This is a genomic window from Staphylococcus agnetis (assembly GCF_002901865.1).
Classification (GTDB): Bacteria; Bacillota; Bacilli; order Staphylococcales; family Staphylococcaceae; genus Staphylococcus; species Staphylococcus agnetis.
In genome coordinates this window covers 1-24078 of sequence record NZ_PPQF01000009.1, presented here as the reverse complement: position 1 = coordinate 24078, position 24078 = coordinate 1, and the positions used below count along the sequence as shown (strand labels likewise).

Annotated in this window: 25 protein-coding genes; 23 read left to right on the top strand and 2 right to left on the bottom strand. The window is 35.6% G+C overall.

What is annotated here, in order from left to right; genetic code table 11:
* Positions 1 to 10: 10 nt before the first annotated feature.
* Positions 11 to 1267 carry a replication-associated recombination protein A gene (locus tag CD172_RS01660; protein ID WP_103345276.1) on the bottom strand — a complete coding sequence of 419 codons (1257 nt, stop codon included), beginning with the start codon at positions 1265 to 1267 and terminating at the stop codon, positions 11 to 13.
* A gap of 142 nt (positions 1268 to 1409) precedes the next feature.
* Between CD172_RS01660 and cymR the strand changes: the two genes are divergently transcribed.
* The 4 genes from cymR (at position 1410) to CD172_RS12660 (ending at position 3236) form a co-directional block, all read left to right on the top strand.
* Complete coding sequence (cymR, locus tag CD172_RS01655; RefSeq protein WP_060551185.1) at positions 1410 to 1829, top strand: cysteine metabolism transcriptional regulator CymR; 420 nt, start codon at positions 1410 to 1412, stop codon at positions 1827 to 1829.
* A 74-nt stretch (positions 1830 to 1903) separates the two neighbouring features.
* Positions 1904 to 2734, top strand: a complete 831-nt coding sequence (locus CD172_RS01650) for an aldo/keto reductase (RefSeq protein WP_103345275.1) — start codon at positions 1904 to 1906, stop codon at positions 2732 to 2734.
* A gap of 66 nt (positions 2735 to 2800) precedes the next feature.
* Entirely contained in the window at positions 2801 to 2986 is a 186-nt protein-coding gene (locus CD172_RS01645; protein ID WP_103345274.1) for a CsbD family protein, read from the top strand.
* A gap of 85 nt (positions 2987 to 3071) precedes the next feature.
* Positions 3072 to 3236: a hypothetical protein gene (locus tag CD172_RS12660; protein ID WP_164671788.1), complete on the top strand. Its 165-nt coding sequence runs from the start codon at positions 3072 to 3074 to the stop codon at positions 3234 to 3236.
* Positions 3237 to 3287: 51 nt separating this feature from the next.
* Here CD172_RS12660 and CD172_RS01640 read toward each other — a convergent pair whose 3' ends face one another.
* Positions 3288 to 4298 (bottom strand): LLM class flavin-dependent oxidoreductase, encoded by a 1011-nt coding sequence (locus CD172_RS01640; RefSeq protein ID WP_103345273.1) that lies wholly within the window; start codon positions 4296 to 4298, stop codon positions 3288 to 3290.
* A gap of 220 nt (positions 4299 to 4518) precedes the next feature.
* Between CD172_RS01640 and CD172_RS01635 the strand changes: the two genes are divergently transcribed.
* The 19 genes from CD172_RS01635 (at position 4519) to CD172_RS01545 (ending at position 24063) form a co-directional block, all read left to right on the top strand.
* Positions 4519 to 5658, top strand: coding sequence for a cysteine desulfurase family protein (locus tag CD172_RS01635; protein ID WP_103345272.1), 1140 nt, complete (start codon positions 4519 to 4521; stop codon positions 5656 to 5658).
* A gap of 2 nt (positions 5659 to 5660) precedes the next feature.
* Positions 5661 to 6770 carry a tRNA 2-thiouridine(34) synthase MnmA gene (gene mnmA / locus CD172_RS01630; RefSeq protein ID WP_103345271.1) on the top strand — a complete coding sequence of 370 codons (1110 nt, stop codon included), beginning with the start codon at positions 5661 to 5663 and terminating at the stop codon, positions 6768 to 6770.
* Between the two features lie 38 nt (positions 6771 to 6808).
* Positions 6809 to 7483 (top strand): tetratricopeptide repeat protein, encoded by a 675-nt coding sequence (locus CD172_RS01625; RefSeq protein ID WP_103345270.1) that lies wholly within the window; start codon positions 6809 to 6811, stop codon positions 7481 to 7483.
* A 3-nt stretch (positions 7484 to 7486) separates the two neighbouring features.
* Entirely contained in the window at positions 7487 to 9859 is a 2373-nt protein-coding gene (gene recD2, locus CD172_RS01620) for an SF1B family DNA helicase RecD2 (RefSeq protein WP_103345269.1), read from the top strand.
* Between the two features lie 232 nt (positions 9860 to 10091).
* Positions 10092 to 12722 carry an alanine--tRNA ligase gene (alaS, locus tag CD172_RS01615; protein WP_103345268.1) on the top strand — a complete coding sequence of 877 codons (2631 nt, stop codon included), beginning with the start codon at positions 10092 to 10094 and terminating at the stop codon, positions 12720 to 12722.
* A 63-nt stretch (positions 12723 to 12785) separates the two neighbouring features.
* Entirely contained in the window at positions 12786 to 13058 is a 273-nt protein-coding gene (locus CD172_RS01610; RefSeq protein ID WP_039645438.1) for an IreB family regulatory phosphoprotein, read from the top strand.
* On the top strand, positions 13051 to 13479 hold the full coding sequence (gene ruvX, locus CD172_RS01605) for a Holliday junction resolvase RuvX (RefSeq protein ID WP_037565451.1): 429 nt from the start codon (positions 13051 to 13053) through the stop codon (positions 13477 to 13479). The genes CD172_RS01610 and ruvX overlap by 8 nt, the downstream gene beginning before the upstream one ends.
* 14 nt (positions 13480 to 13493) lie before the next feature.
* Complete coding sequence (locus CD172_RS01600) at positions 13494 to 13814, top strand: DUF1292 domain-containing protein (protein ID WP_060551176.1); 321 nt, start codon at positions 13494 to 13496, stop codon at positions 13812 to 13814.
* 329 nt (positions 13815 to 14143) lie between these two features.
* The gene (locus CD172_RS01595) at positions 14144 to 14788 is read left to right on the top strand and encodes an O-methyltransferase (RefSeq protein ID WP_060551175.1); all 645 of its coding nucleotides are present in this window, start codon (positions 14144 to 14146) and stop codon (positions 14786 to 14788) included.
* Positions 14781 to 15710, top strand: coding sequence for a peptidase U32 family protein (locus tag CD172_RS01590; protein ID WP_037565448.1), 930 nt, complete (start codon positions 14781 to 14783; stop codon positions 15708 to 15710). The genes CD172_RS01595 and CD172_RS01590 overlap by 8 nt, the downstream gene beginning before the upstream one ends.
* Positions 15711 to 15745: 35 nt before the next feature.
* The gene (locus CD172_RS01585; RefSeq protein WP_060551174.1) at positions 15746 to 17011 is read left to right on the top strand and encodes a peptidase U32 family protein; all 1266 of its coding nucleotides are present in this window, start codon (positions 15746 to 15748) and stop codon (positions 17009 to 17011) included.
* A gap of 4 nt (positions 17012 to 17015) precedes the next feature.
* Positions 17016 to 17642 (top strand): uridine kinase, encoded by a 627-nt coding sequence (udk, locus tag CD172_RS01580; protein WP_037565447.1) that lies wholly within the window; start codon positions 17016 to 17018, stop codon positions 17640 to 17642.
* A 27-nt stretch (positions 17643 to 17669) separates the two neighbouring features.
* Positions 17670 to 18146 (top strand): transcription elongation factor GreA, encoded by a 477-nt coding sequence (gene greA, locus CD172_RS01575; RefSeq protein ID WP_060551172.1) that lies wholly within the window; start codon positions 17670 to 17672, stop codon positions 18144 to 18146.
* 363 nt (positions 18147 to 18509) lie between these two features.
* A complete protein-coding gene (gene pxpB / locus CD172_RS01570) occupies positions 18510 to 19241 on the top strand; it encodes a 5-oxoprolinase subunit PxpB (protein WP_103345267.1) in 732 nt (243 codons plus the stop codon).
* A complete protein-coding gene (locus CD172_RS01565; RefSeq protein WP_103345266.1) occupies positions 19231 to 20256 on the top strand; it encodes a 5-oxoprolinase subunit C family protein in 1026 nt (341 codons plus the stop codon). The genes pxpB and CD172_RS01565 overlap by 11 nt, the downstream gene beginning before the upstream one ends.
* On the top strand, positions 20247 to 20690 hold the full coding sequence (locus tag CD172_RS01560) for an acetyl-CoA carboxylase biotin carboxyl carrier protein (protein ID WP_103345265.1): 444 nt from the start codon (positions 20247 to 20249) through the stop codon (positions 20688 to 20690). The genes CD172_RS01565 and CD172_RS01560 overlap by 10 nt, the downstream gene beginning before the upstream one ends.
* A gap of 12 nt (positions 20691 to 20702) precedes the next feature.
* Entirely contained in the window at positions 20703 to 22067 is a 1365-nt protein-coding gene (locus CD172_RS01555) for an acetyl-CoA carboxylase biotin carboxylase subunit (RefSeq protein WP_103345264.1), read from the top strand.
* Positions 22060 to 22821, top strand: coding sequence for a 5-oxoprolinase subunit PxpA (pxpA, locus tag CD172_RS01550; protein WP_103345263.1), 762 nt, complete (start codon positions 22060 to 22062; stop codon positions 22819 to 22821). Before CD172_RS01555 ends, pxpA begins: the two co-directional genes overlap by 8 nt.
* A gap of 3 nt (positions 22822 to 22824) precedes the next feature.
* Complete coding sequence (locus CD172_RS01545; protein WP_103345262.1) at positions 22825 to 24063, top strand: NRAMP family divalent metal transporter; 1239 nt, start codon at positions 22825 to 22827, stop codon at positions 24061 to 24063.
* Positions 24064 to 24078 lie beyond the last annotated feature (15 nt).

Genomic DNA, 24078 nt, shown 5'->3' with positions numbered 1-24078 from the left:
TATATTATATTTACTTTTTTAAATTATCATAAATGGCTTTAAACTGTTGTTCTGATTTAGAAGTTGTTTTCGGTTGATAGTATTGCTTACGTTTTAGTAAATCAGGTAAATATTGTTGTTTTACATAACCATTTTCATAATTATGAGGGTACTTATAACCAATGGCATGACCTAAATCTTTAGCACCTTGATAGTGACCATCTTTTAAATGATTTGGGATTTGACCAACATGACCTTTTCGAACATCAGATAATGCAGCATCAATAGATTGAATAGCGGTGTTAGATTTTGGAGATAAACAAAGTTCAATCACCGCTTGGCTTAAAGGGATTCTTGCTTCAGGGAATCCGAGTCGTTCTGCCGCTTCAATCGCAGCAAGCGTACGTTGACCAGCTGCAGGCGATGCCAAGCTGATATCTTCGTAACTAATTACTAATAAACGTCTAGCAATTGTTGGTAAATCACCAGCTTGAATTAAGCGTGCCAAATAATGTAATGCTGCATCTACATCACTTCCACGTATAGATTTTTGAAAGGCACTCATCACGTCATAATGCATATCTCCATCTTTGTCACTTAAAAATGCTCCGCTTTGTAAGCAATCTTCCGCATCTTTAAGTGTAATGTGAGGGGGCGTTTCAGTATCACTTAAAACTGCTAATTCTAAAGCATTTAAAGCACTACGAACATCACCTTGACTTTGAGTAGCGAAATATTCAAAAGCGTCATCATTCATTTGCACATTGTGCGTTTTCAGACCACGTTCCTCATTTTCAAGTGCGAAGGTCAAAGCTTTTTTAATATCATTCGTATCTAAAGGATACAGCTCGAATATTTGTGCACGTGAACGAATCGCTGGATTGATAGCATGGTAAGGGTTAGAAGTTGTCGCACCTATCAGTACGATTTTACCGTTTTCTAAATGTGGTAATAAAAAATCTTGTTTTGCTTTATCCAAGCGATGAATTTCATCTAGTAACAAAATAACTTGTCCCGACATTTTAGCTTCATCAACAATCATTTGCATATCTTTTTTTGTATGTGTCACGGCGTTTAATTGGCGAAATTTATATGCCGTACTACCAGCGATTGCCTGAGCAATACTGGTTTTACCAATACCTGGAGGTCCGTAAAAAATCATTGAAGACAATCGTTTGGCGTTAACCATACGTCGAATAATGCCATTCGGACCAACCAAGTGACTTTGTCCAATAACATCGTCTATCGTTTTAGGTCTCATACGAGATGCTAACGGTTCAGTGTTCATAGTTACCCTCCATGTCTAAAATAGCCATACAAATTTTTTAAACCTTTGGCTCTTATTTGTACTCTTTTTGCAATAGTATTATACTAATATAAATAACGATAAATTGTAAGTAAATCGTTTATCAATAATGTGAGGTTATAATATGAAAATTTCAACAAAAGGTAGATATGGGCTTACTTTGATGATTGCATTAGCAAAACGTCAAGGTACGGGATGTGTCTCACTTAAGACAATAGCAGAAGAAAATCAATTAAGCGATTTGTATTTAGAGCAACTCGTTGGTCCATTACGCAATGCAGGATTAATTCGTAGTGTGCGCGGCGCTAAAGGCGGATACGAATTAAAAATGCCAGCGGATGAAATTACTGCAGGAGACATTATACGTCTTTTAGAAGGTCCAATTACAATCGTTGAACGTATGGAATCTGAATCGCCTGCACAGCAACAATTATGGTTACGTATGCGAGATGCTGTAAAAGATGTATTAGATCAAACAACGCTACAATCATTAGCTGAATATCAGGAAAAAGATTATCTAGAAGGATATATGTTTTATATTTAATTTGAACAATAATTTTACAACAATGACACGGTTCGTCGTGCAATCATTGTTGTATTTTTTTAGGAGGTTAAAGAATGAATACATACACATTAAATGACGGTCATATTATCCCACAAATAGGATTTGGTACGTATAAATTAAACGGAGTCGAAGGGGTACATGCTATCCAAAACGCACTCAAAGTGGGATATCGAGTACTTGATACAGCTTATAACTATGAAAATGAAGGTGCTGTGGGCAAGGCAATTGCTCAAAGTAAAGTTGCAAGAGAAGACATTACAATTATTTCTAAATTGCCAGGGCGTTACCAAGCATATGATGATGTGTTTCAAACCATTGAAGAAAGCCTTTATCGCTTAGGCGTAGACTATATTGATATTTATTTAATTCACTGGCCCAATCCTAAACAAGGCTTATATGTTGAAGCATGGAAAGCGATGATTGCTGCAAAAAAAGCGGGTTTAATTCGTTCAATAGGTGTGTGTAATTTTTTACCGGAATATATAGAAACGTTAAAACAAACTACAGGTGTTCTACCCGTGCTAAATCAAATAGAGTTGCATCCTTATTTCAACCAAGAAGCGATGTTTTCATATCATGAAGAAAATCAAATCTTAATTCAAGCATGGAGTCCTATCGGTCGAGATAATGGCTTATTAAAGGAACCTATTTTGCAAGAATTAGCTCATAAATACACTAAATCAGTTGTACAAATTATTTTAAGATGGCATATACAAAGAGGCATAATGCCAATTCCAAAAGCAACATCGCATGCTAGACAACTTGAAAATCTTCAAATATTTGATTTTAATATTTCTGACGCGGACATGACATTGATTAACCAATTATCAAAAATTGATGGAAGACGAAAAGGACAAGATCCTTCGATTTATGAAGAATTCTAACACCGGGTTTAAATAAATGTGGTTTGTGGAATGATTATATTATCTCAATTAATCGGAGGGATATATATGTCATTAGATAAAGGTAAAATGGACCAAACTAAAGGCTCAATTAAAGAGTCAGTTGGCAAAGCGACAAATAATGAATCACTTGAAAATGAAGGTAAACAAGATAAAGTGGCAGGTAAAGCTAAAGAAAAAACAGAAGATGCTAAAAACTCAGTGAACGATGCAATGGATAAATTCAAACAATAACCGTTTTAATCTCGAATATTGTTGCATGTTTAACATTCACTCGTAAGGGTATTCACATAATATCTTGAACAAGGAGGTATCCATAATGGATAAAAAACAAGGCGAAGAATATTTAGATAAAGCTAAAGACGCTTATGACAAGTATCAAGATAAACAAAATGGTGAAAATAACGACAACAATGACGATAAAGGCGGCTTAGCTGACAAAGCTAAAGACGCATTTAACAAATTTTCTGGCGATAATAAATAAATGTGAAAAGCAATGGGTCTTTTAGATCCATTGCTTTTTTGTGTCATTACGTCAGGAATGATTGATTTCATCTATAACTTCCTTAAAATATTGATAAGAACGGTGTTGTAAAGTAGTGTCATAAATATAACTTACTGTCATGATTTCATTAATTGCACCATAGTGTGCGATAAAGTCTTTAATTTTTTCTTTAACCGTTGCTTTGTCACCAACTAATGACCCTGCAATGCGTTGTTCAGCTAATGCGATGATACGCGGTGATAATATTTGAGTCAAGTCTTGAACAGGTGGTTGCATTTTTTGCATACGTCCATTCAAAATACTCGCGAAGACTTGTGCTTGTGTAGTTGCTAAGTAATTTGCCTCCTCATTAGAATCAGCTAAAATAGCATTAAGACACACGATGATGTAGGGTTCGGATAAATATTGTGATGGTTCAAATAATTCTCTGTAGATAGCCAGTGCTTCCTTCATTTGTTGAGGGGCAAAATGACCAGCAAATACATAAGGCAAACCTTGTCGGGCGGCAACATGAGCAGAATCAGTAGACGACCCTAAAATATACAAAGGTACTTGTTTATTAACTGCTGGAATGGCTTTAACATATCCTTGATTGGTTTCAGAACCGAAGTATTGTAATAGTTGTTGCACTTCCTCAGGAAATTGATACACGCCATCATGTTGGTCACGACGTAGGGCACTCGCAGTTGCCATATCTGTACCAGGTGCACGACCCAGCCCTAAATCTACACGATCACCATATAACACATTTAACGTACCAAATTGTTCAGCAACAATTAAAGGTGCATGATTCGGTAACATAATGCCACCTGAACCTATACGCATATGGCGCGTCTGGCTTAAACAATGTTGAATTAATAGGGCAGTGGCCGAACTAACTAAATTAGGTGCATTATGATGCTCAGCAATCCAATATCTTTCATAGTTTAACGTTTCTAAGTGTTGCGCCAATGCTGTCATTTGAGCAATTGCTTCTTTTTCATTAGATCCTTCGCGAATTGGTACTAAATTTAATGCAGAGTAACGAATGTGATTTGACATATTAACACTTCCTTCCTCATTACTATACCAAACGACGATTCATACAAATATGAATATGCTTATTGGAATAAAATCCTCTTTACGTTCACGTTTTATCCATAGAATGATATGCTTAAATTAATTAATATATGGTTACTATACTTTATAAACCAGCGACTAGAAATTTTAAGTGTCAAGTGCTAAAATAGGAACATTGAAAATAAGAAAGGACGGACGAATAATGGGTGTATATGCTGATTATGCTGCGACAACGCCAGTAAAGCCTGAAGTCATAGAATCCATGACTAAAATTTACGAAACACATTATGGGAATCCCTCATCTATCCACGCGCAAGGTCGTGATGCGCGACGCTTCTTAGATGAATCAAGACGACAAGTTGCGCAAATATTAAATGCAAATACGAACGAAATTATATTCACGAGTGGCGCGACTGAGTCTAATAATACGGCAATTAAAGGTATTGCGATGGCGAATCAATCCAAAGGTAGACATTTAATTACGACTAAGATTGAACATCATTCAGTACTGCATGTATTTGAATTCTTAGAAACGCAAGGATTTGAAGTAACATACTTAAATGTCGATGAGGATGGTTTAATTGATTTAGACCAATTCAAACAAGCTTTGCGACCTGATACGACACTTGTGTCAATCATGTTTGTCAACAATGAAGTAGGAACAGTTCAGCATATTTATGACATTCAAGATATTCTAAATTCACATTCAGCATTTTTCCATATGGATGCTGTTCAAGCCATCGGTCATTTACCTGTGGATGTCAAAGATTTAAAGGTAGACGCTTTAAGTTTAACAGCTCATAAATTCGGTGGTCCAAAAGGCGTAGGTGTTTTATACGTGAAAAATGGTACGCGTATTCAATATCATCAACAAGGCGGTGAACAAGAAACGAGACGACGTGCTGGTACTGAAAACGTTCCTCAGATTGTCGGCTTAACAACTGCCTTAAAATTAGCTGAAGCACATCGTGATGACAACCAGATTCACATTACTCGTTTAAAAGAATTGCTACTTGTCAGTTTACAAGAGCGTGCCATACCATTTGAATATAACGGTTCAATGATTGATAGCTCGAACCATATTATTAATTTATATTTTCCATTTATAGATGTTGAAACATTGCTAACGCTATTAGATATGGCACAAATTTATGTTTCGTCAGGTTCAGCATGTACTGCCGGATCAACGATTCCATCACACGTCTTATCTGCAATGTATGGTGAACAAGAACGCGTTACGCGCTCTATTCGCATTAGTTTGAATGAAAATGTAACCGAACGTGATATTAAAACAATAGTTGCTGAAATTCAAAAAATATATTTAAAGTTTAAGGAGGAATAACTTTGACAAATCAAAACACACGTGTTGTTGTGGGCATGTCTGGAGGTGTAGACAGTTCAGTTACAGCACATTTACTCAAAGAACAAGGCTATGATGTGATCGGCATCTTTATGAAAAATTGGGATGATACGGATGAAAATGGCGTCTGTACTGCTACAGAAGATTACAATGATGTGATTGAAGTATGTAACCAAATAGGTATTCCATATTATGCTGTTAATTTTGAAAAGGAATATTGGGATAAAGTATTCACATATTTTTTAGATGAATATAAAAAGGGCCGTACACCAAATCCAGATGTCATGTGTAATAAAGAGATTAAATTTAAAGCCTTTTTGGAGCATGCTTTAAAATTAGGTGCAGATTACGTGGCAACCGGGCACTATGCACGTGTTAGACGCCATAACGGACGCGTTGAAATGTTACGCGGGGTCGACAGCAATAAAGACCAAACATATTTTTTAAATCAATTAACGCACTCTCAATTGGAAAAAGTAATGTTTCCTATAGGTGATATCGAAAAAGCGAAAGTACGAGAAATTGCAGAAGCTCAAAATTTAGCAACCGCTAAGAAGAAAGATTCTACAGGTATTTGCTTTATTGGTGAACGTAATTTTAAAACATTCTTATCTCAATATTTACCAGCACAATCTGGCGAAATGCGCACGTTAAATGGTGAACTAAAAGGTAAACACTCTGGACTCATGTACTATACGATTGGTCAACGTCATGGCTTAGGTATTGGTGGCGATGGTGACCCATGGTTTGTAGTCGGTAAAAATTTAGAAGACAATATATTATACGTTGAACAAGGATTCCATCATGAAGCACTTTATAGCGATTATTTAATTGCATCAGATGTCTCATTTGTAAATGACATTGACCTTTCTACCCCTTTAACATGTACTGCGAAATTTAGATACAGACAAAAAGATACTGGTGTAACAGTTACGAAAGAAAATGACGATACGATCCGTGTGACGTTTGATGAACCAGTTAGAGCGATAACACCTGGTCAAGCCGTTGTGTTTTATGATCAAGATGTATGTCTTGGCGGCGCAACGATTGATGATGTGTATAAAGAAAGTGGCAAATTAAGTTATATTGTTTAAGATAATTGAGTTAATATTTCGTCATAGAGGAGTTTAAAATGGAACAAACTGAAATTCACCAATTGATTCAACAAGGACTATATGATAAAGCACTAGAAGCTTGTTTTAATAATATAGAAGCTCAACCAGAACAAGTTGAAAACTATATCAATTCTGGTATTTTATTGGCAGAAGCTGGAGAAATTGAAAAGGCAGAAAAATTCTTCCAACGCGCCCTAACACTAAATCCTAAAAATGCCGCAATCTATTATAACTTTGCAAATGTTTATTATAATGAATCTCGTTTCCAAGAGGCGATTAAATTATATCAAACTGCGATTCAAAATGGATTAGATAATAAAGATACAAACTATATGATTGGCATGTCTTTTTATCAGTTGGATGCTAAAAAGCAAGCTTTGCCTTTTCTAATGAGAGCAGCTGAATTAGATGAAAACTTTGCTGATTTAGAAGTCCAATTTCAATACGGATTATTATTATGTGAGCTAGAAATGTTTCAAACAGCCATTTCTGTATTGTCGACGATTCTTGAAAAAGACAACAAGCATGCAGATGCCAAATATAATCTTACATTGGCAAATTATATGTTAAATGAAGACATTGATGAAGCCATTGAAGGGTTCAAAAAAGCAACTGAAATGGCTCATGATCATGTATTAAGTCACCATGCATTAAAAACATTTGAAATGATTAAATCTGAAGGGGAGGTATAACACGTGGAAAACCCAACACTATTTGAACAGTCATATATCAAAGGGAACATCGAAGTCATTCTTTTTCAAAATAGTGATAATTACTATACGGTCCTCAAAGTAGAGGTTGAAGATTCTAATGAAGACTTTGAAACAATGGCAACAGTTGTTGGGTATTTTCCAAATATCGTTGAAGGCGAAACATATACTTTCAAAGGTCAAGTAGCAGAACATCCTCGGTACGGCAAACAATTAAAAGCAGAAACGTTTCAAAAAGAAATACCTCAAACGAGAGATTCTATTGTTCAATATTTATCAAGTGACCTGTTTAAAGGTGTGGGTAAAAAAACAGCAGAATCCATTGTAGATACATTAGGTGACAATGCAATTCAGTCTATTTTAAATGACGCATCAGTTCTTGAACAAGTACCGAAATTGTCTAAAGCAAAGCAACAGCAAATTGCAGAACAAGTGTCTCAAAATCAAGCGAGTGAACAAATCATGATTCGCTTAAACGAACTTGGTTTTGGTGCGAAATTGGCCATGGATATTTATAAATTTTATAAGGATGAGACCATTAACGTTATTGATCAAAATCCCTATCAACTCGTATATGATATACGTGGCGTAGGCTTTCAAAAAGCTGATCAACTTGCAAGTTTAGTAGGTATTTCGTATACACACCCAAATCGACTTAAAGCAGGGATTCAATACATTGTAGAAGAAATCTGTATTAAACAGGGGCATACGTATTTACCTAAAGATACGTTAATGACTGAGTCCTCTACCTTACTTACTAAACAACACGAAACAGCAATTGATCAGACGATGCTTGAAGACGTACTTTGTCAACTTATAGAAGAGAAGCGGTTGATTAATGATAATGATCATATCGCGATACCAAGTTTGTATTATTCAGAACTTAAAAGTAGCCAAAATATCTATAAATTAATGCATAATCAAGTATTTATGGATACGTTTGATCAATCAGACATTCAATTACATATTGGTGAAATTGAAGAATCAAATGGCGTGACTTATGCTGAGGCACAAAAAGAAGCACTTGAAGCTGCAATGCAAAATAAAATGATGATTTTAACTGGTGGTCCAGGGACGGGTAAAACAACTGTAATCAAAGGGATTGTACACCTCTATGCGGCCTTACATGGTATTTCTTTAAATTATGACGATTACGGAGATGAAGATTACCCCGTGGTTCTCGCAGCACCTACTGGTCGTGCATCGAAAAGGTTGCATGATGCGACGGGTCTTGATGCTATGACGATTCACCGCTTGATAGGTTGGAATCAAGATACCAAGCCAGAAGACATTCTAGATAATGAAATTCATGCAAAGCTTATCATTATTGACGAAATGTCAATGGTAGATACATGGCTATTTCATCAATTTATGGCAGCAGTTCCTGAAGATGCACAAGTTGTATTAGTTGGTGATGAGGACCAATTACCATCAGTAGGTCCAGGACAAGTATTTAAAGATTTAATCTCATCAAAATCATTAAAGCGCATTAATTTAAAAGAAGTATACCGCCAACAAGATGGTTCAAGTATTATTGCACTTGCTCATAACATGAAGGCGGGTTTAAACGTAGACATTACCGAGCGGTTTCATGATCGATCCTTTATTCCTTGTCATATTGATCAAATTCCAGAAGTTGTTCGTAAAGTCGTAACAAATGCCGTGAGTAAAGGTTATGATATGTCTGATATTCAAGTACTTGCACCAATGTACCGTGGGAATGCGGGTATTCATAAGCTCAATAAAGTCCTACAAGATATTTTAAATCCAATTGAAAACGATGATACAAGAGCAATACACTTTGGAGATATTGTGTACCGAAAAGGTGACAAAGTACTTCAACTTGTTAATCGACCGAATGATAATATTTTTAATGGAGATATTGGTGTCATTGCTGGTATATTTTGGGCGAAGGAAAATGTACTGAACAAAGATGTGGTCATTGTAGATTACGAAGGTAATGAGATTACGTATTTAAAATCGGATCTAACAGAATTAACACATGCGTATTGTACGTCGATTCATAAAGCACAAGGGTCAGAATTTCCAATCGTCATTATGCCGATAGTCAAGCAATATTTTCGGATGCTTCAAAAGCCAATTCTTTATACGGGTTTAACCCGTGCAAAGCAATCACTTGTATTTTTAGGAGATTCAGATGCTTTCAATATTGGTTTGAAAACGGAAGGCCAAGTGAGACTCACGCGGCAACAATCCTTTTTAGAACAATATTTTAATTCTGAAGAGACATCGAGTGAAGTCATTTCATTAACTGAAGACACAATGTATAGCATTGATCCAATGATTAATATGCAAAATGTAAGCCCATACGATTTTATGGAAATTGACAATGTTTAAAACGCTTAATATAATAGAATTATTCAATTGATATAGCCGAGTAAATGCTTCCTTAATTCACAGAGACGTGCAGGTGCTGAGATGTACGATTAAGACCATTGAACGCTACTATATCTAGATTAATTATATATCGACAAAGTGATGATTTTAAAATCATAACTAGGGTGGTACCGCGAGACATTCGTCCCTTTTTGAGAGACGAGTGTCTTATTTTTTTAGGAGATGATGTGTGATGAAAACGTTAAAAGCTAGTGAAATAAGACAAATGTTTATCGATTTTTTTGTTGAAAAAGAACATATGGTGGAACCGTCAGCACCGCTTGTACCGATTGACGATGATTCGTTATTATGGATTAATTCAGGGGTGGCAACGTTAAAAAAATATTTTGACGGCCGAGAAATACCTAAAAAACCTCGAATTGTTAATGCGCAAAAATCAATTCGAACAAATGATATTGAAAATGTTGGTTTTACAGCGCGTCACCATACGTTTTTTGAAATGTTAGGTAATTTTTCAATCGGGGACTATTTTAAACGTGAAGCGGTTGCTTTTGCTTGGGAATTTTTAACAAGTGATCGTTGGATGGCAATGGATCCAGATCGTTTATATGTAACGATTCATCCAGAGGACACTGAAGCGTATCAACTATGGCATGATGAAATTGGCTTAAGCGAATCACGTATCATTCGTATTGAAGGGAATTTCTGGGATATTGGTGAAGGTCCATCTGGTCCAAATACTGAAATATTTTATGATCGTGGCGATGCTTATGGACAGGATGATCCAGCTGAAGAAATGTATCCTGGTGGAGAAAATGAACGTTATTTAGAAGTGTGGAACTTGGTATTTAGTGAATTTAATCATAATAAAGATCACTCATATACGCCACTACCAAGTAAAAATATAGATACAGGGATGGGGCTTGAACGTATGGCCTCGATTTCTCAAAATGTACGCACGAACTATGAAACAGACCTCTTTATGCCTATCATGCGTGAAGTTGAAAAGATTTCTGGGAAAACATATTTAGAAAATGCAACGCATGACATTGCCTTTAAAGTTATCACTGACCATATCCGGACGATTGCTTTTGCGATTTCTGATGGCGCACTTCCAGCTAATGAAGGTCGTGGCTATGTATTACGTCGTTTGTTACGTCGTGCAGTTCGATTTAGTCAATCATTGGATATTAATGAACCATTTTTATATCAGTTAGTTGATGTAGTGGCAACCATTATGGAACCGTATTACCCAAATGTAAAAGAAAAAGCCGATTTTATTGCGCGTGTAATTAAATCAGAAGAAGAACGCTTTCATGAAACATTGGAAGAGGGACTTTCAATACTCAATCAATTAATTGAAGCGTCAAAAGCTTCTAATGAAAGGATTAGCGGTGCTGATGCGTTTAAATTATATGATACGTATGGTTTCCCAATTGAATTGACTGAAGAAATAACTCAAGATGCGCAATTGGAAATAGATATGGAAAGTTTTAACGCACACATGGAAGCACAACGTGAGCGTGCACGAAAAGCAAGACAAAATAATCAATCCATGCAAGTTCAAAGTGAAGTATTAAAATCAATACGAACAGTAAGTCGTTTTGTGGGCTACCAAACGTTACAAACTGAGAGTGTGATTACGGATATTATAGTTGATGGCCAACGCCAAGAAAAAGTCGATGCTGGACAAACGATATATTTTGTAATGGATCAAACGCCTTTTTATGCAGTTAGCGGTGGTCAAATTGCAGATAAAGGTATTATTCAAAGTGATGAATTTGAAATTGAAGTATCCGAGGTCATCAAAGCGCCAAATGGCCAACACTTGCATACAGGACAGATTAAATTCGGACAAGTCTATGAAGATGCTATCGTTCATGCATATGTCAATGAGACAGAACGTAAAGCCATTATGAAAAATCATAGTGCCACACATTTGTTACATGCTGCATTAAAACAAGTATTAGGGACACATGTGAACCAAGCAGGCTCATTAGTAGATAGCGAGCGTTTACGTTTTGATTTTTCTCATATCGCACCTATGACAAGTGAAGAAATTCAACTTGTTGAACAGCGTGTTAACGAAGAAATTTGGAAGAGTATGGATGTTGAAACAAAAGAAATGGCTATTGAAGAAGCGAAGTCAGCTGGTGCTATGGCGCTATTTGGTGAGAAATATGGTGATGTTGTACGAGTTGTTGATATGGGACCATTCTCTAAAGAACTTTGTGGTGGAACCCATGTAAAAAACACTTCTGAAATTGGTTTATTTAAAATTACAAGCGAATCTGGTACCGGTGCTGGTGTGAGAAGAATTGAAGCCGTTACAGGCCAACACGCCTGCCTCTATTTAGAGCGTTACTTAGAACAATTTAATTTAATCAAGCAACAAGTTAAAGCAAAGTCGGATGATCAAGTATTTGATAAAATTGTTCAAATTCAAGAAGAAGAAAAAGCACTTCAACGCACGCTCGAACAAAAGTCAAAAGAGCTTAATAACTTGAAAATGGGTAGCATAGAAGATAAAGTAGAAGTAATTAATGATTTACCTGTATTGATTACAGAAGTAGAAGTGGATAATGCTAAAGCAATGCGTACGACTATGGATGATTTTAAATCACGCCTGCAAGATACGATTATTATTTTAGCGAGTCATGTTGGTGGTAAAGTATCTTTAATTGCGACTGTACCTAAATCTTTAACAGGCCAAATTAAGGCTGGAGATATTATTAAAGAAATGGCACCTATCGTAGGTGGCAAAGGTGGCGGTCGTCCAGACATGGCTCAAGGTGGCGGTACTGAACCTGAAAAGATAACAACAGCATTACAATTCATTAAAGACTATATTAAATCATTATAATCAATGTCTTGTTCGTGTAAAATAAAGAGTGTAATCACATTATGGTTTAAGGAGTGTTAAGGAATGGAAAACTTTGATAAAACGATGAAATTCAGCTATGAAGACATCCCTAAAGAAAACGTTGAGTATGTTTTGAACAATGTATATCATACACTTGAAGAACGTGGGTATAACGCAGTAAACCAAATTGTAGGTTATTTACTTTCAGGTGATCCAGCGTACATTCCACGTCATAATGAAGCACGTAATCAAATTAGACATATCGATCGCGATGATATTATGGAAGAGCTCGTATCTTTTTACTTAAAACATCATCAAAAGGATTCAGATGCTTAAACATAAAATTATCGGACTCGATGTAGGTAGTAAAACTGTCGGCGTTGCCATTAGTGATTTAATGGGATGGACAGCGCAAGGTTTAGACACACTCCATATTAACGAACAAAACAACCAGCTCGGAATAGATACCTTGATTGAAATTATTAAAAGAGAACATGTTGGCACAGTGGTTATCGGTCTCCCTAAGAATATGAATAATTCTATTGGCTTTCGGGGCGAGGCTTCTTTAAAATATAAACAAGCACTACAAGAAGCACTGCCAGAATTAGAAATTATTATGTGGGATGAACGATTAAGTACAATGGCAGCAGAACGATCATTATTAGAGGCGGATGTTTCAAGAGCAAAACGAAAAAAAGTAATTGATAAAATGGCCGCTGTATTTATTTTACAAGGGTATTTAGACTCACTAAATTAAGGAGAGAGCATATTATGACAAATATGAACCATAATAACCAAGAAATTGAACTTAAAAATGATGAAGAATTATTAACATTATTTGATGAAGATGGTAACGAAGTGTTATATAGAAAAATGTTAGAATTTTATCATCCAGGTTTTAAAAAGGATTATGTCATTCTTGCAGAAGAAGGCGCTCAAGCTGACGATGATGACTTAATTGAACTTATTCCAATGATTAATCAACCTGATGAAACTGGTGAAGGTGGTAAATTTTTACCCGTTGAAACAGATGAAGAATGGGACATGATTGAAGAAGTTGTGAATACGAACTTAGATGAAGTAGAAGAATAAAAAATAGTGTCGGGATTATCGACGCCTAAATCTTAACAAAGCCAGCAAAGTTCATGACAAGTGAATTTTGTTGGCTATTTTTATACGTGATAAGTTTAAGGTATCAGTGTGTTTTGTAATAAATCATCATTAAAGATGAATTCAGTGTTAAAAAATAATGTGAGTTGTGTTATAATTTTAAGAAGTATTTTATCAGTGTATATGTGCTCATATAAGAACACAGGCATTTCGCGATAACACTGTATGTATAGTTACATTAAGGAAAATCAGTCACTATGGCTGGTTTATTTTTTGATGTATGCATCTAACTAAAAAAGGATGAAATAGTAATGCTTGATAAAAATCAGGATTATTTTTTGAAAATACAATCACACGATTCGAAACTAAATACGTTACGCAGCTATGCGGAAGAACATAAAGTTCCAATTGTCGATCAACTGTCGTTAGACTTGATTTTACAACTTATACGAATGAAACAACCCAAAAACATATTAGAAATCGGTTGTGCTATTGGGTATAGTAGTATGCATTTTGCTTCAGTACATCCTTCTATCCACGTTACAACAATAGAACGAAACGCCGAGATGATTACTTTAGCAAAAGAGAATTTTAAAACTTTTGACTTTGAAAATCAAATTCGATTGATAGAAGCAGATGCTTTAGAAGCATATTCTGCAGTGAATGATCGACACTATGATATGATTTTTATCGACGCAGCTAAAGCACAATCACAAAAATTCTTTGAACTTTATCAAGATTTACTCTCTGAAAATGGCATCATTATTACAGATAACGTACTTTATCATGGCTTTGTATCAGATATCGAAATTGTTCGAAGTCGTAATGTAAAGCAAATGGTTAAGAAAGTACAAAAGTTCAATGAATGGCTTGTTCAACAAAAAACATTTACAACAAATTTTGTAAATATGGATGACGGTCTAGCAATTTCAATAAAGGAGCATAGTCATGACTGAGTTATTAGTAACGCCTAAATCATTAAGTCATATTGACACATTAATCGATAAAGGGGCTGACGCCTTTGTTATCGGAGAAGAAAAATTTGGTTTAAGACTTGCAGGCGAATTTAATAGAGAAGATTTAACAGTAGCAACACACAAAATTCAAGCTGCGGGTAAAAAAGTATATGTGGCCGTAAACGGAATATTTCACAATTACCATATCCCAGCTTTAGAAGATTATATAGCATTTTTACATGAATTACGTGTAGATCGTATTATTTTTGGTGACCCTGCTGTAGTAATGTTAGTAAAACAACAGGATAACCCCATTCCGTTAAACTGGAATGCTGAAACGTTAGTCACTAATCACTTCCAATGTAATTATTGGGGGAATAGAGGTGCTAAACGTGCAGTTTTAGCAAGAGAATTAAGTCTAGAAGAAATTTTAAGCATTAAAGCACACAGTGATGTTGAAATTGAAGTTCAAGTCCATGGCATGACGTGTATGTTTCAATCTAAGCGTATGCTTCTTGGGAATTATTACACGTTCCAAGAACGCCAAATGAAAATAGAACGACAACCTCATGCTGACGATACACAACTGCTTTTGTATGATGAAGAACGTGATAATAAATATCCGGTCTTTGAAGACTATAATGGCACGCATATTATGTCACCTAATGATATTTGTTTAATTGAAGAACTTGAACCGTTATTCGAGGCAGGTATTGATAGCTTTAAAATTGATGGCTTATTACATGATGAATCATATATTTCGCTTGTAACAGAACAATATCGAAAAGCAATTGATTTTTACGAAGCGTCACCTGAAGATTACGAAGACGAAAAATTTATGCTCGTAGATGCGATTGAAGAAATCCAACCAGAACATCGCCCATTTGATGAAGGTTTCTTCTACAAGCAAACCGTTTATTAAAATTATAAAATAGATATGGTATAGGAGAGATGACAATGAAGGTGATGGAGGCTATACGACCCAAAACCACACCCAAAATAAAAAAGCCTGAATTATTGGCGCCTGCTGGCAATTTAGAAAAATTAAAAATAGCCATACATTATGGGGCTGATGCAGTATTTATAGGTGGTCAAGAATATGGTTTACGATCAAACGCCGACAATTTTACTATTGATGAAATTAAAGAAGGCGTTGACTTTGCTAATCAATATGGCGCGAAAGTCTATATTACAACAAACATTATAGCTCATGACGAAAACATTGAAGGATTAGACACATATCTAAAACAACTCGAATCAACGGGTGCTACAGGCATTATAGTTGCCGACCCTCTCATCATTGAAACATGTAAACGTGTCGCACCTAAATTAGAAATTCATTTATCAACACAACAATCTTTAAGTAATTATAAAGCAGTTGAATTTTGGAAAGAAGAAGGATTAGACCGCGTAGTACTTGCACGTGAAACAGGTGCTATGGAAATGCAGGAAATTAAAGATAAGGTAGACATTGAAATAGAAGCATTTATTCATGGGGCTATGTGTATAGCGTACTCTGGCCGTTGCACATTGAGTAATCATATGACAGCACGTGACTCTAATCGCGGGGGCTGTTGTCAAAGTTGTCGCTGGGACTACGATTTATTAACAGTTGATCAAGATGGTGAATTGGATTTATATTTTGATGATAGTCAATCTGTACCATTTGCGATGAGCCCACGTGACCTGAAATTAATAGAATCAATCCCCAATATGATGGATTTAGGTATTGATTCTTTGAAAATTGAAGGTCGTATGAAGTCCATTCACTATATTGCGACAGTTGTGTCTGTTTATCGAAAAGTGATTGATGCGTATGCTGCGGATCCTGAAAACTTCAAAATTAAACCAGAATGGTTAATTGAATTAGATAAATGTGCGAATCGTGATACCGCACCTGCTTTCTTCAAAGGAACGCCAGGATATGAAGAGCAAATGTTTGGAAATGAATCAGCTAAAAAGTCACCGTTTGATTTCATCGGATTAGTACTTGCATATGATGAAACAACACAACTTGCCACAATTCAACAACGTAATCATTTTAAACCTGGTCAAGAAGTAGAATTTTTTGGACCTGAAATTGATACATTTAAACAAGTGATAGACGTCATTTATGATGAAGAAGGCAATGAATTAGACGCAGCAAGACACCCACTTCAAATCATTCAAATCAAAGTGAATCAACCCATCTATAAAAACAACATGATGCGAAAGGAAGTTTAAAAACATGTCCTCAACTACGATTATTGGTATAGCTGGTGGTTCTGGCTCAGGTAAAACATCTGTTACAAATAAAATTATGAAAAACTTAGACGGTCACAGTGTTGCCTTAATTGAACAAGATTTTTATTATAAAGATCAATCTCATCTTACTTTTGAAGAACGATTACAAACAAACTATGATCATCCTTTTGCTTTTGACAATGATTTATTAATTCAAAATTTAAAAGATTTAAAAGCAGGTAAATCCGTTGAAGTTCCAACTTATGACTATACAATTCATACTCGAAGCGATAAAAAAATTGCATTTGAACCTAAAGATGTTATTATCGTAGAAGGTATATTTGCGCTTGAAAATGAAACGCTTCGAGATATGATGGATGTAAAAATTTATGTCGATACAGATGCAGATTTACGCATTCTAAGACGGTTAATCAGAGATACAAAAGAAAGAGACCGTACAATGGAATCTGTAGTAGAGCAATATTTAAATGTTGTGCGACCAATGCATAACCAATTTATAGAACCTACTAAAAAATTTGCCGACATAATCATTCCTGAAGGTGGAAGCAATAAAGTCGCCATTGATATAATGACGACAAAAATTCAAGCTTTAGTTCAAAAACAAGACTAATTTTAAACGTAAAAGGAAGATGCAAACATGGAAAATCAAAAACAATATCCAATGACACAAGAGGGCTTTGAAAAGCTAGAACAAGAATTAGAAGAATTAAAAACCGTTAAACGTCCTGAGGTCGTAGAAAAAATTAAAGTCGCACGAAGCTTCGGGGATTTATCAGAGAACTCGGAGTATGACGCTGCAAAAGACGAGCAAGGTTTTATTGAACAGGACATTCAACGAATTGAAACAATGCTTCGCCATGCTTTAATTATTGAAGATACAGGCGATAATCACATCGTTCAAATCGGTAAAACTGTTACATTTGTCGAGTTACCTGGTGATGAAGAAGAGAGCTATCAAATTGTAGGATCAGCTGAAGCTGATGCGTTTAATGGTAAAATATCTAACGAATCACCAATGGCGAAATCTTTAATTGGTAAAAAATTGAACGAAGAAGTTCGTGTACCACTTCCAAACGGTGGGGAAATGAATGTTAAGATTGTTAATATAAAATAACAATTTATGAATTAGAGGTTAAGAATTCCTTAAAATGGGAATAACTTAACCTCTATTTTTTTGTCCTAATCATTATTATGTGATAATGTTTTTTCGTGTGATTGTTTAAACGCATTATCTTTATTCATCGAATATATCAAGAAACATCATTATTGAGGTCTTTAATTGCAATCACATCGTTACTACACATGATAAACAAAACTATTGTCTACTTATAAAATCAAGACATAAATCATATCATACAGTAACGTTAGTATATGCTTTGAAACTTACAATTTATATTAATCCAATCCAAATTGTAAGACTAACATAAGCATGGTAAAATGACTCTTTGTAAAGGGTTTCAGAAAGGGGGATTTAAAAATGGAATATCAACAGATTAGCGAACAGGCATTCATGATTTATTTTGAATCAAATATAGATGAAACGACATTCAATCGGTTGCATATCGTAAAAACTTATATCGAATCATTAGAACATCCAGATATTAAAGAAATCGTGCCATCATATCGAGCGCTCTTAGTGTACTTCGACGGTATCTCCATAAAGTATGAATCATTACTTAAAGACTTAAAATTAGAATCGATTACATTCGATGACGTTGCTAAAAATCAAACACGTCGCATCATTAATTTACCAGTGTTATACGGGGGAAAATGGGGACCTGACATAGAGATTGTTGCACAACATAATCAACTTACAGCTGAACAGGTTGTTCAAACGCATACAGAAGGCTACTACTTAGTTTATATGATTGGATTTATGCCTGGGTTTCCATTTTTAGGTGGACTTGACAAACGAATTCATACGCCACGTAAATCAGAGCCAAGAATTAAAATTCCAGCAGGATCAGTGGGTATAGCAAATAATCAAACTGGTTTATACCCCGAAGATTCACCAGGCGGATGGCAAATTATTGGTCAAACACCAATTAAAGTGTTTGATATCCATCGGGATCCTAAAATTTTATATCAACCAGGCGATAAAATTAAATTTTATGCAATCAATGAAGAGCAATTTTTGCACATTAAAAAATATACACAAAACGGTCTCATTGATTATAAAGATTGGGTGATCATCAATTATGAGCATTAAAATATTAAAACCAGGACTTTTTACAACAATTCAAGATTTAGGACGTTTCGGCCATCAGGAAGAAGGTTTTTCTCCAGCTGGTGTGATGGATCGTCCAAGTTTTGAAATATTAAATGCATTACTTAATACGAATAATCAACCCTCTTTAGAAATTACAATGGTAGGCCCAACAATTCAATTTTTAGAACAAAATTTATTTGCGGTTACAGGCGCTCCATTTAATATGAAATTAAATGGTCATACTATACCACATCAAACTGTAATTAAAGCGGACCAAGGTGATATTTTAGAAATGGGTACTGCTCACGAAGGTGTACGTGCATACATAGGGTTTGCCAATCCCTTAAATGTTCCACTTGTTGAAGGGAGTGCGGCGACACATACACGGACATCTATAGGCGGTCACAAAGGGCGAGTCTTAAAAGCGAAAGATATCATCCCTACGATGCAGCACAATATTGACTATAGTCTCATTGGCCGTTCAACGGACTATCAAAGTTTTAGCCCCAAAGGGAATCTTCCTATTGGTATTATGGACGGTCCACAACTTAACGCCTTTTCTAAGCGTACAATAAAAGAAATTGAAAATTTAGAATTTACAGTATCTGATAGTTCTGACCGCATGGGTTACCGATTAAAAGGACCCTCTATTAAACCTTCAGAGTCAGCAGATATCATTTCTGAACCTGTTGCACTAGGAAGTATACAAGTTCCAAATGATGGCAACCCTATAATATTACTTAATGACAGACAAACTGTTGGCGGTTACACGAAAATTGCAACTGTCATAGATTCAGATATTGTAGATGTCATCCAAAAACGGCCTGGTGAAACCATTCAGTTTGAATGGGTCACATTTAATGAGGCAAATGAAATTCTTGACCGAAAAAACAGAAAACTGCAACATGCTATTTCACAATTACAAAAACAACCGAAACGTTATTTGAACAATATTAGACCCACTCAATCCAAAATTAAAAGTGTATTAAAAGGAGATAGTAAACCATGGATTTAAAACAAATCGATCAAACATTAAGTTTATTAAGAGCATACGGGGCGAAACATTTTAAATATAAAGATGATGATATTGAACTGGAATTAGATTTAGCTGCACAAGTTCCAAATGATGATATGCCTGCACCAACAGCATCTCACCTTACGGGTTCAACTCAGCTTCCATCAAATCATGACACCAATGATACCGAAGATAATGAGAAAGTCATTCGCTCTCAAATGATAGGAACGTTTTACTTACAAGATGAAAAAGAACTTACAAAACCTGTGATTAAAGTCGGTGATCACATCAATAAAGGTGATATTATTGGATATGTTGAAGCAATGAAAGTCATGAACGACGTTACAGCTGATGCATCCGGTGAAATAACAGAAATACTAGTTGATCATGGAGAAAACATCGAACATAACCAAATCATAGTGAAATTGAAATAAAGGGGGGGTTAGATGTTTCGAGTATTAGTTGCCAATCGTGGAGAAATTGCAGTACGTATTATACGTGCACTTCGAGAAATGAAAATGGAATCTGTAGCAATTTATGCAGTGGGAGATGAAGCGAGTTTACACGTTAAACTTGCTGACTATGCTGTATGTATTGGCGATGCAAATCCTTTAGACAGCTATTTAAATATAAGAAACATATTAGCTGCTGCTGAGATGACACAAGCCAATGCAATCCATCCTGGTTATGGTTTTTTATCTGAAAGTCCTACTTTTGCAGAGAAAGTTGAGGAAGAAGGTTTTTATTTTATAGGACCTACAAAACGAACTATGGAACTTATGGGAGACAAAATTACAGCACGTCAAACTGTCCATCAAGCAGGTGTTCCCGTTATTCCTGGTTCACAAGGTGCAGTCGAATCCGTCGATGAAGTAAAATCATTAGGAGAAGAACTTGGTTATCCGATTGTCTTGAAAGCGGCAAGTGGCGGTGGCGGGAAAGGCATTCGTATTGTCAAACAAGAGAGTGATATCGAGCGCCTTTTCAAAGAGGCTAAAAGTGAAGGAAATAAATATTTTAACGATAATCGAATATACGTTGAAGCTTTTATCCCAATTGCGAAACATGTGGAAGTACAAGTTTTAGGTGATGGCAAAACAAATTTTATTCATCTCGGAGAACGTGACTGTTCTGTTCAACGGAAAAATCAAAAATTAATAGAAGAGTCTCCTTGTAGTGCGTTAACAAATGAAAAAAGAGCTCAAATGTGTAATGATGCAGTAAAAGTTGCACAAGCAGCAAATTATCGTAGTGCAGGTACAATAGAATTTTTGGTAACAGAAGATGCGTATTATTTTATTGAAATGAATGCACGTATTCAAGTTGAACATACCGTAACTGAAATGCGTACTAATATTGACTTAGTACGACAACAATTATTAATTATGAGAGATGGAGCATTAAAATTAAAACAAGAGGAGATTCCTTTTCAAGGTCACGTCATAGAAGCACGCATTAACGCGGAGGATCCAGAAAAAGGTTTTCGCCCTACGCCTGGTACTGTTGAAAGACTGCATTTACCTCAAGGTTTTAATGTTCGTGTTGATTCACTTCTTTATAGTGGTTACACTGTGTCATCATATTATGATTCATTAGTTGCAAAAGTAATTGTTAAGGGTGACGATCGTTCACATGCGATAGAAAAACTAAAAGTCACTCTAGATGAAATGGTGATAGATGGCTTCACCACTACAGCTGATTTCTTATATGCTGTATTATCTTATCCACCGTATTATGAAGGTGATGCTAAAGATGTAGACATTAAATTTTTAGATCGTCATTCAATATTTGAGGAGGCAAATCATGAATAAAGTTGACTTAAATTGCGACTTAGGTGAAAGCTTCGGTAATTACACTATAGGAAATGATAAAGAAGTTATCCCGTTGATTACCTCTGCAAACGTTGCATGTGGTTTCCATGCTGGTGACCCGGTAGTAATTCAAAATACAGTCGCACGTGCGAAAACACATGGTGTTGGTATCGGTGCCCATCCAGGTTTTCCGGATTTACAAGGTTTTGGACGTAGACAATTAGATATGACACATGATGAAATCTACAGCATGATCATTTATCAAATTGGCGCGATTCAAGCATTTTGCGACCTTTATGACGTTCCATTAAATCACGTTAAACCACATGGAGCTTTGTATCAAATGGGGGCAAAAGATAGCGCAGTTGCTAAAGTGATTGCACAAGCTGTTTATGATATGAATCCAAATTTAATCTTTGTAGGTTTATCTCAATCTCACTTGATTGAAGAAGCTAAAAAAATTGGATTACAAACGGCGTCTGAAGTCTTCGCAGACCGTCGTTATGAAGAAAACGGACAACTTGTTAGTCGTAAAGAAAAACATGCTGTTATTGAAGATACTAACGAAGCGATTGCTCAAGTGATTAAAATGGTTACTGAGGGTAAGGTGACCGCAACAAATGGAGAAGACATTCATATTACTGCAGATACAATATGTGTGCATGGTGATGGGGCACATGCATTAGAGTTTGTGAGACAAATTCGTGACGCTTTATCAGCAGCTGATGTACGCATTGTTAAATTAGGGGGTTAATTAATGAAAAGGGAATCACAACAATTGAACAGTTCAAAACAATTTGAATTTACAAAAACACATAAACGTTTATTATTAGGTTCTGTGTTTTTGATGGCTACGTCTGCGATAGGACCTGCATTCCTTACGCAAACTGCTGTATTTACGCAACAATTTTTAGCAAGTTTTGCATTTGCAATTCTACTATCTATCATCATTGACATCGGTGCTCAAATTAATATATGGCGTATTTTAGTGGTCACTGGTTTACGTGGACAAGAAGTTGCCAATGAAGTCGTAAAAGGACTAGGAACATTTATTTCAATATTGATCGGTTTAGGGGGTCTCGCGTTCAATATTGGTAATATTGCAGGTGCTGGATTAGGTCTAAACGCCATTTTCGGCATTGATGTGAGACTTGGTGCTGCCATTACGGCAATTATTTCCATCTTAGTCTTTGTTTCAAAAAATGGTCAAAAAATTATGGATGTTGTTACACTTATTTTAGGTATTGTAATGATTACCATCGTAGCGTTTGTTATGATTAAAACAAATCCACCATACTTAGAAGCGGCTGGTCGAATGTTTGTACCTGAAAATCCCGCTGCACTCGTATTACCAATTATTACTTTAGTAGGCGGTACAGTAGGTGGTTATATTACTTTTGCGGGTGCACATCGTCTCCTAGATGCAGATATTAAAGGTAAAGATTATTTACCTTTCGTAAACCGTTCTGCGATTGCAGGTATTTTAACTACTGGTGTGATGAGAGGCTTGTTATTCTTAGGGGTTTTAGGCGTTGTTGTCACTGGCGTAGTTTTAAATCCTGAAAATCCGCCTGCCTCTGTATTTGAACATGCTCTAGGTCCAATTGGTAAAAATATTTTCGGTGTCGTACTTTTTGCCGCTGCAATGTCATCAGTAATTGGTTCGGCATATACAAGTACTACATTTTTGAAAACATTACATCATAAAATAAATAAACATGATAATTATGTAGTTATTACTTTTATTGTATTATCAACTATCATTTTCCTATTTTTAGGAAAACCTGTAACACTATTAATTGTTGCTGGTGCATTCAATGGCCTGATTTTACCTATTGTGTTAACAACAATTTTAATTGCTTCTAAAAATAAACGTATTGTTGGTGACTATCAACACCCGACATGGATGCTTATTTTTGGAATTGTTGCTGTACTTGTAACAATTTTTACTGGATTATATTCATTCCAAGGTTTGTTAGAATTAATTGGTAAATAAATGATTAACTTATGT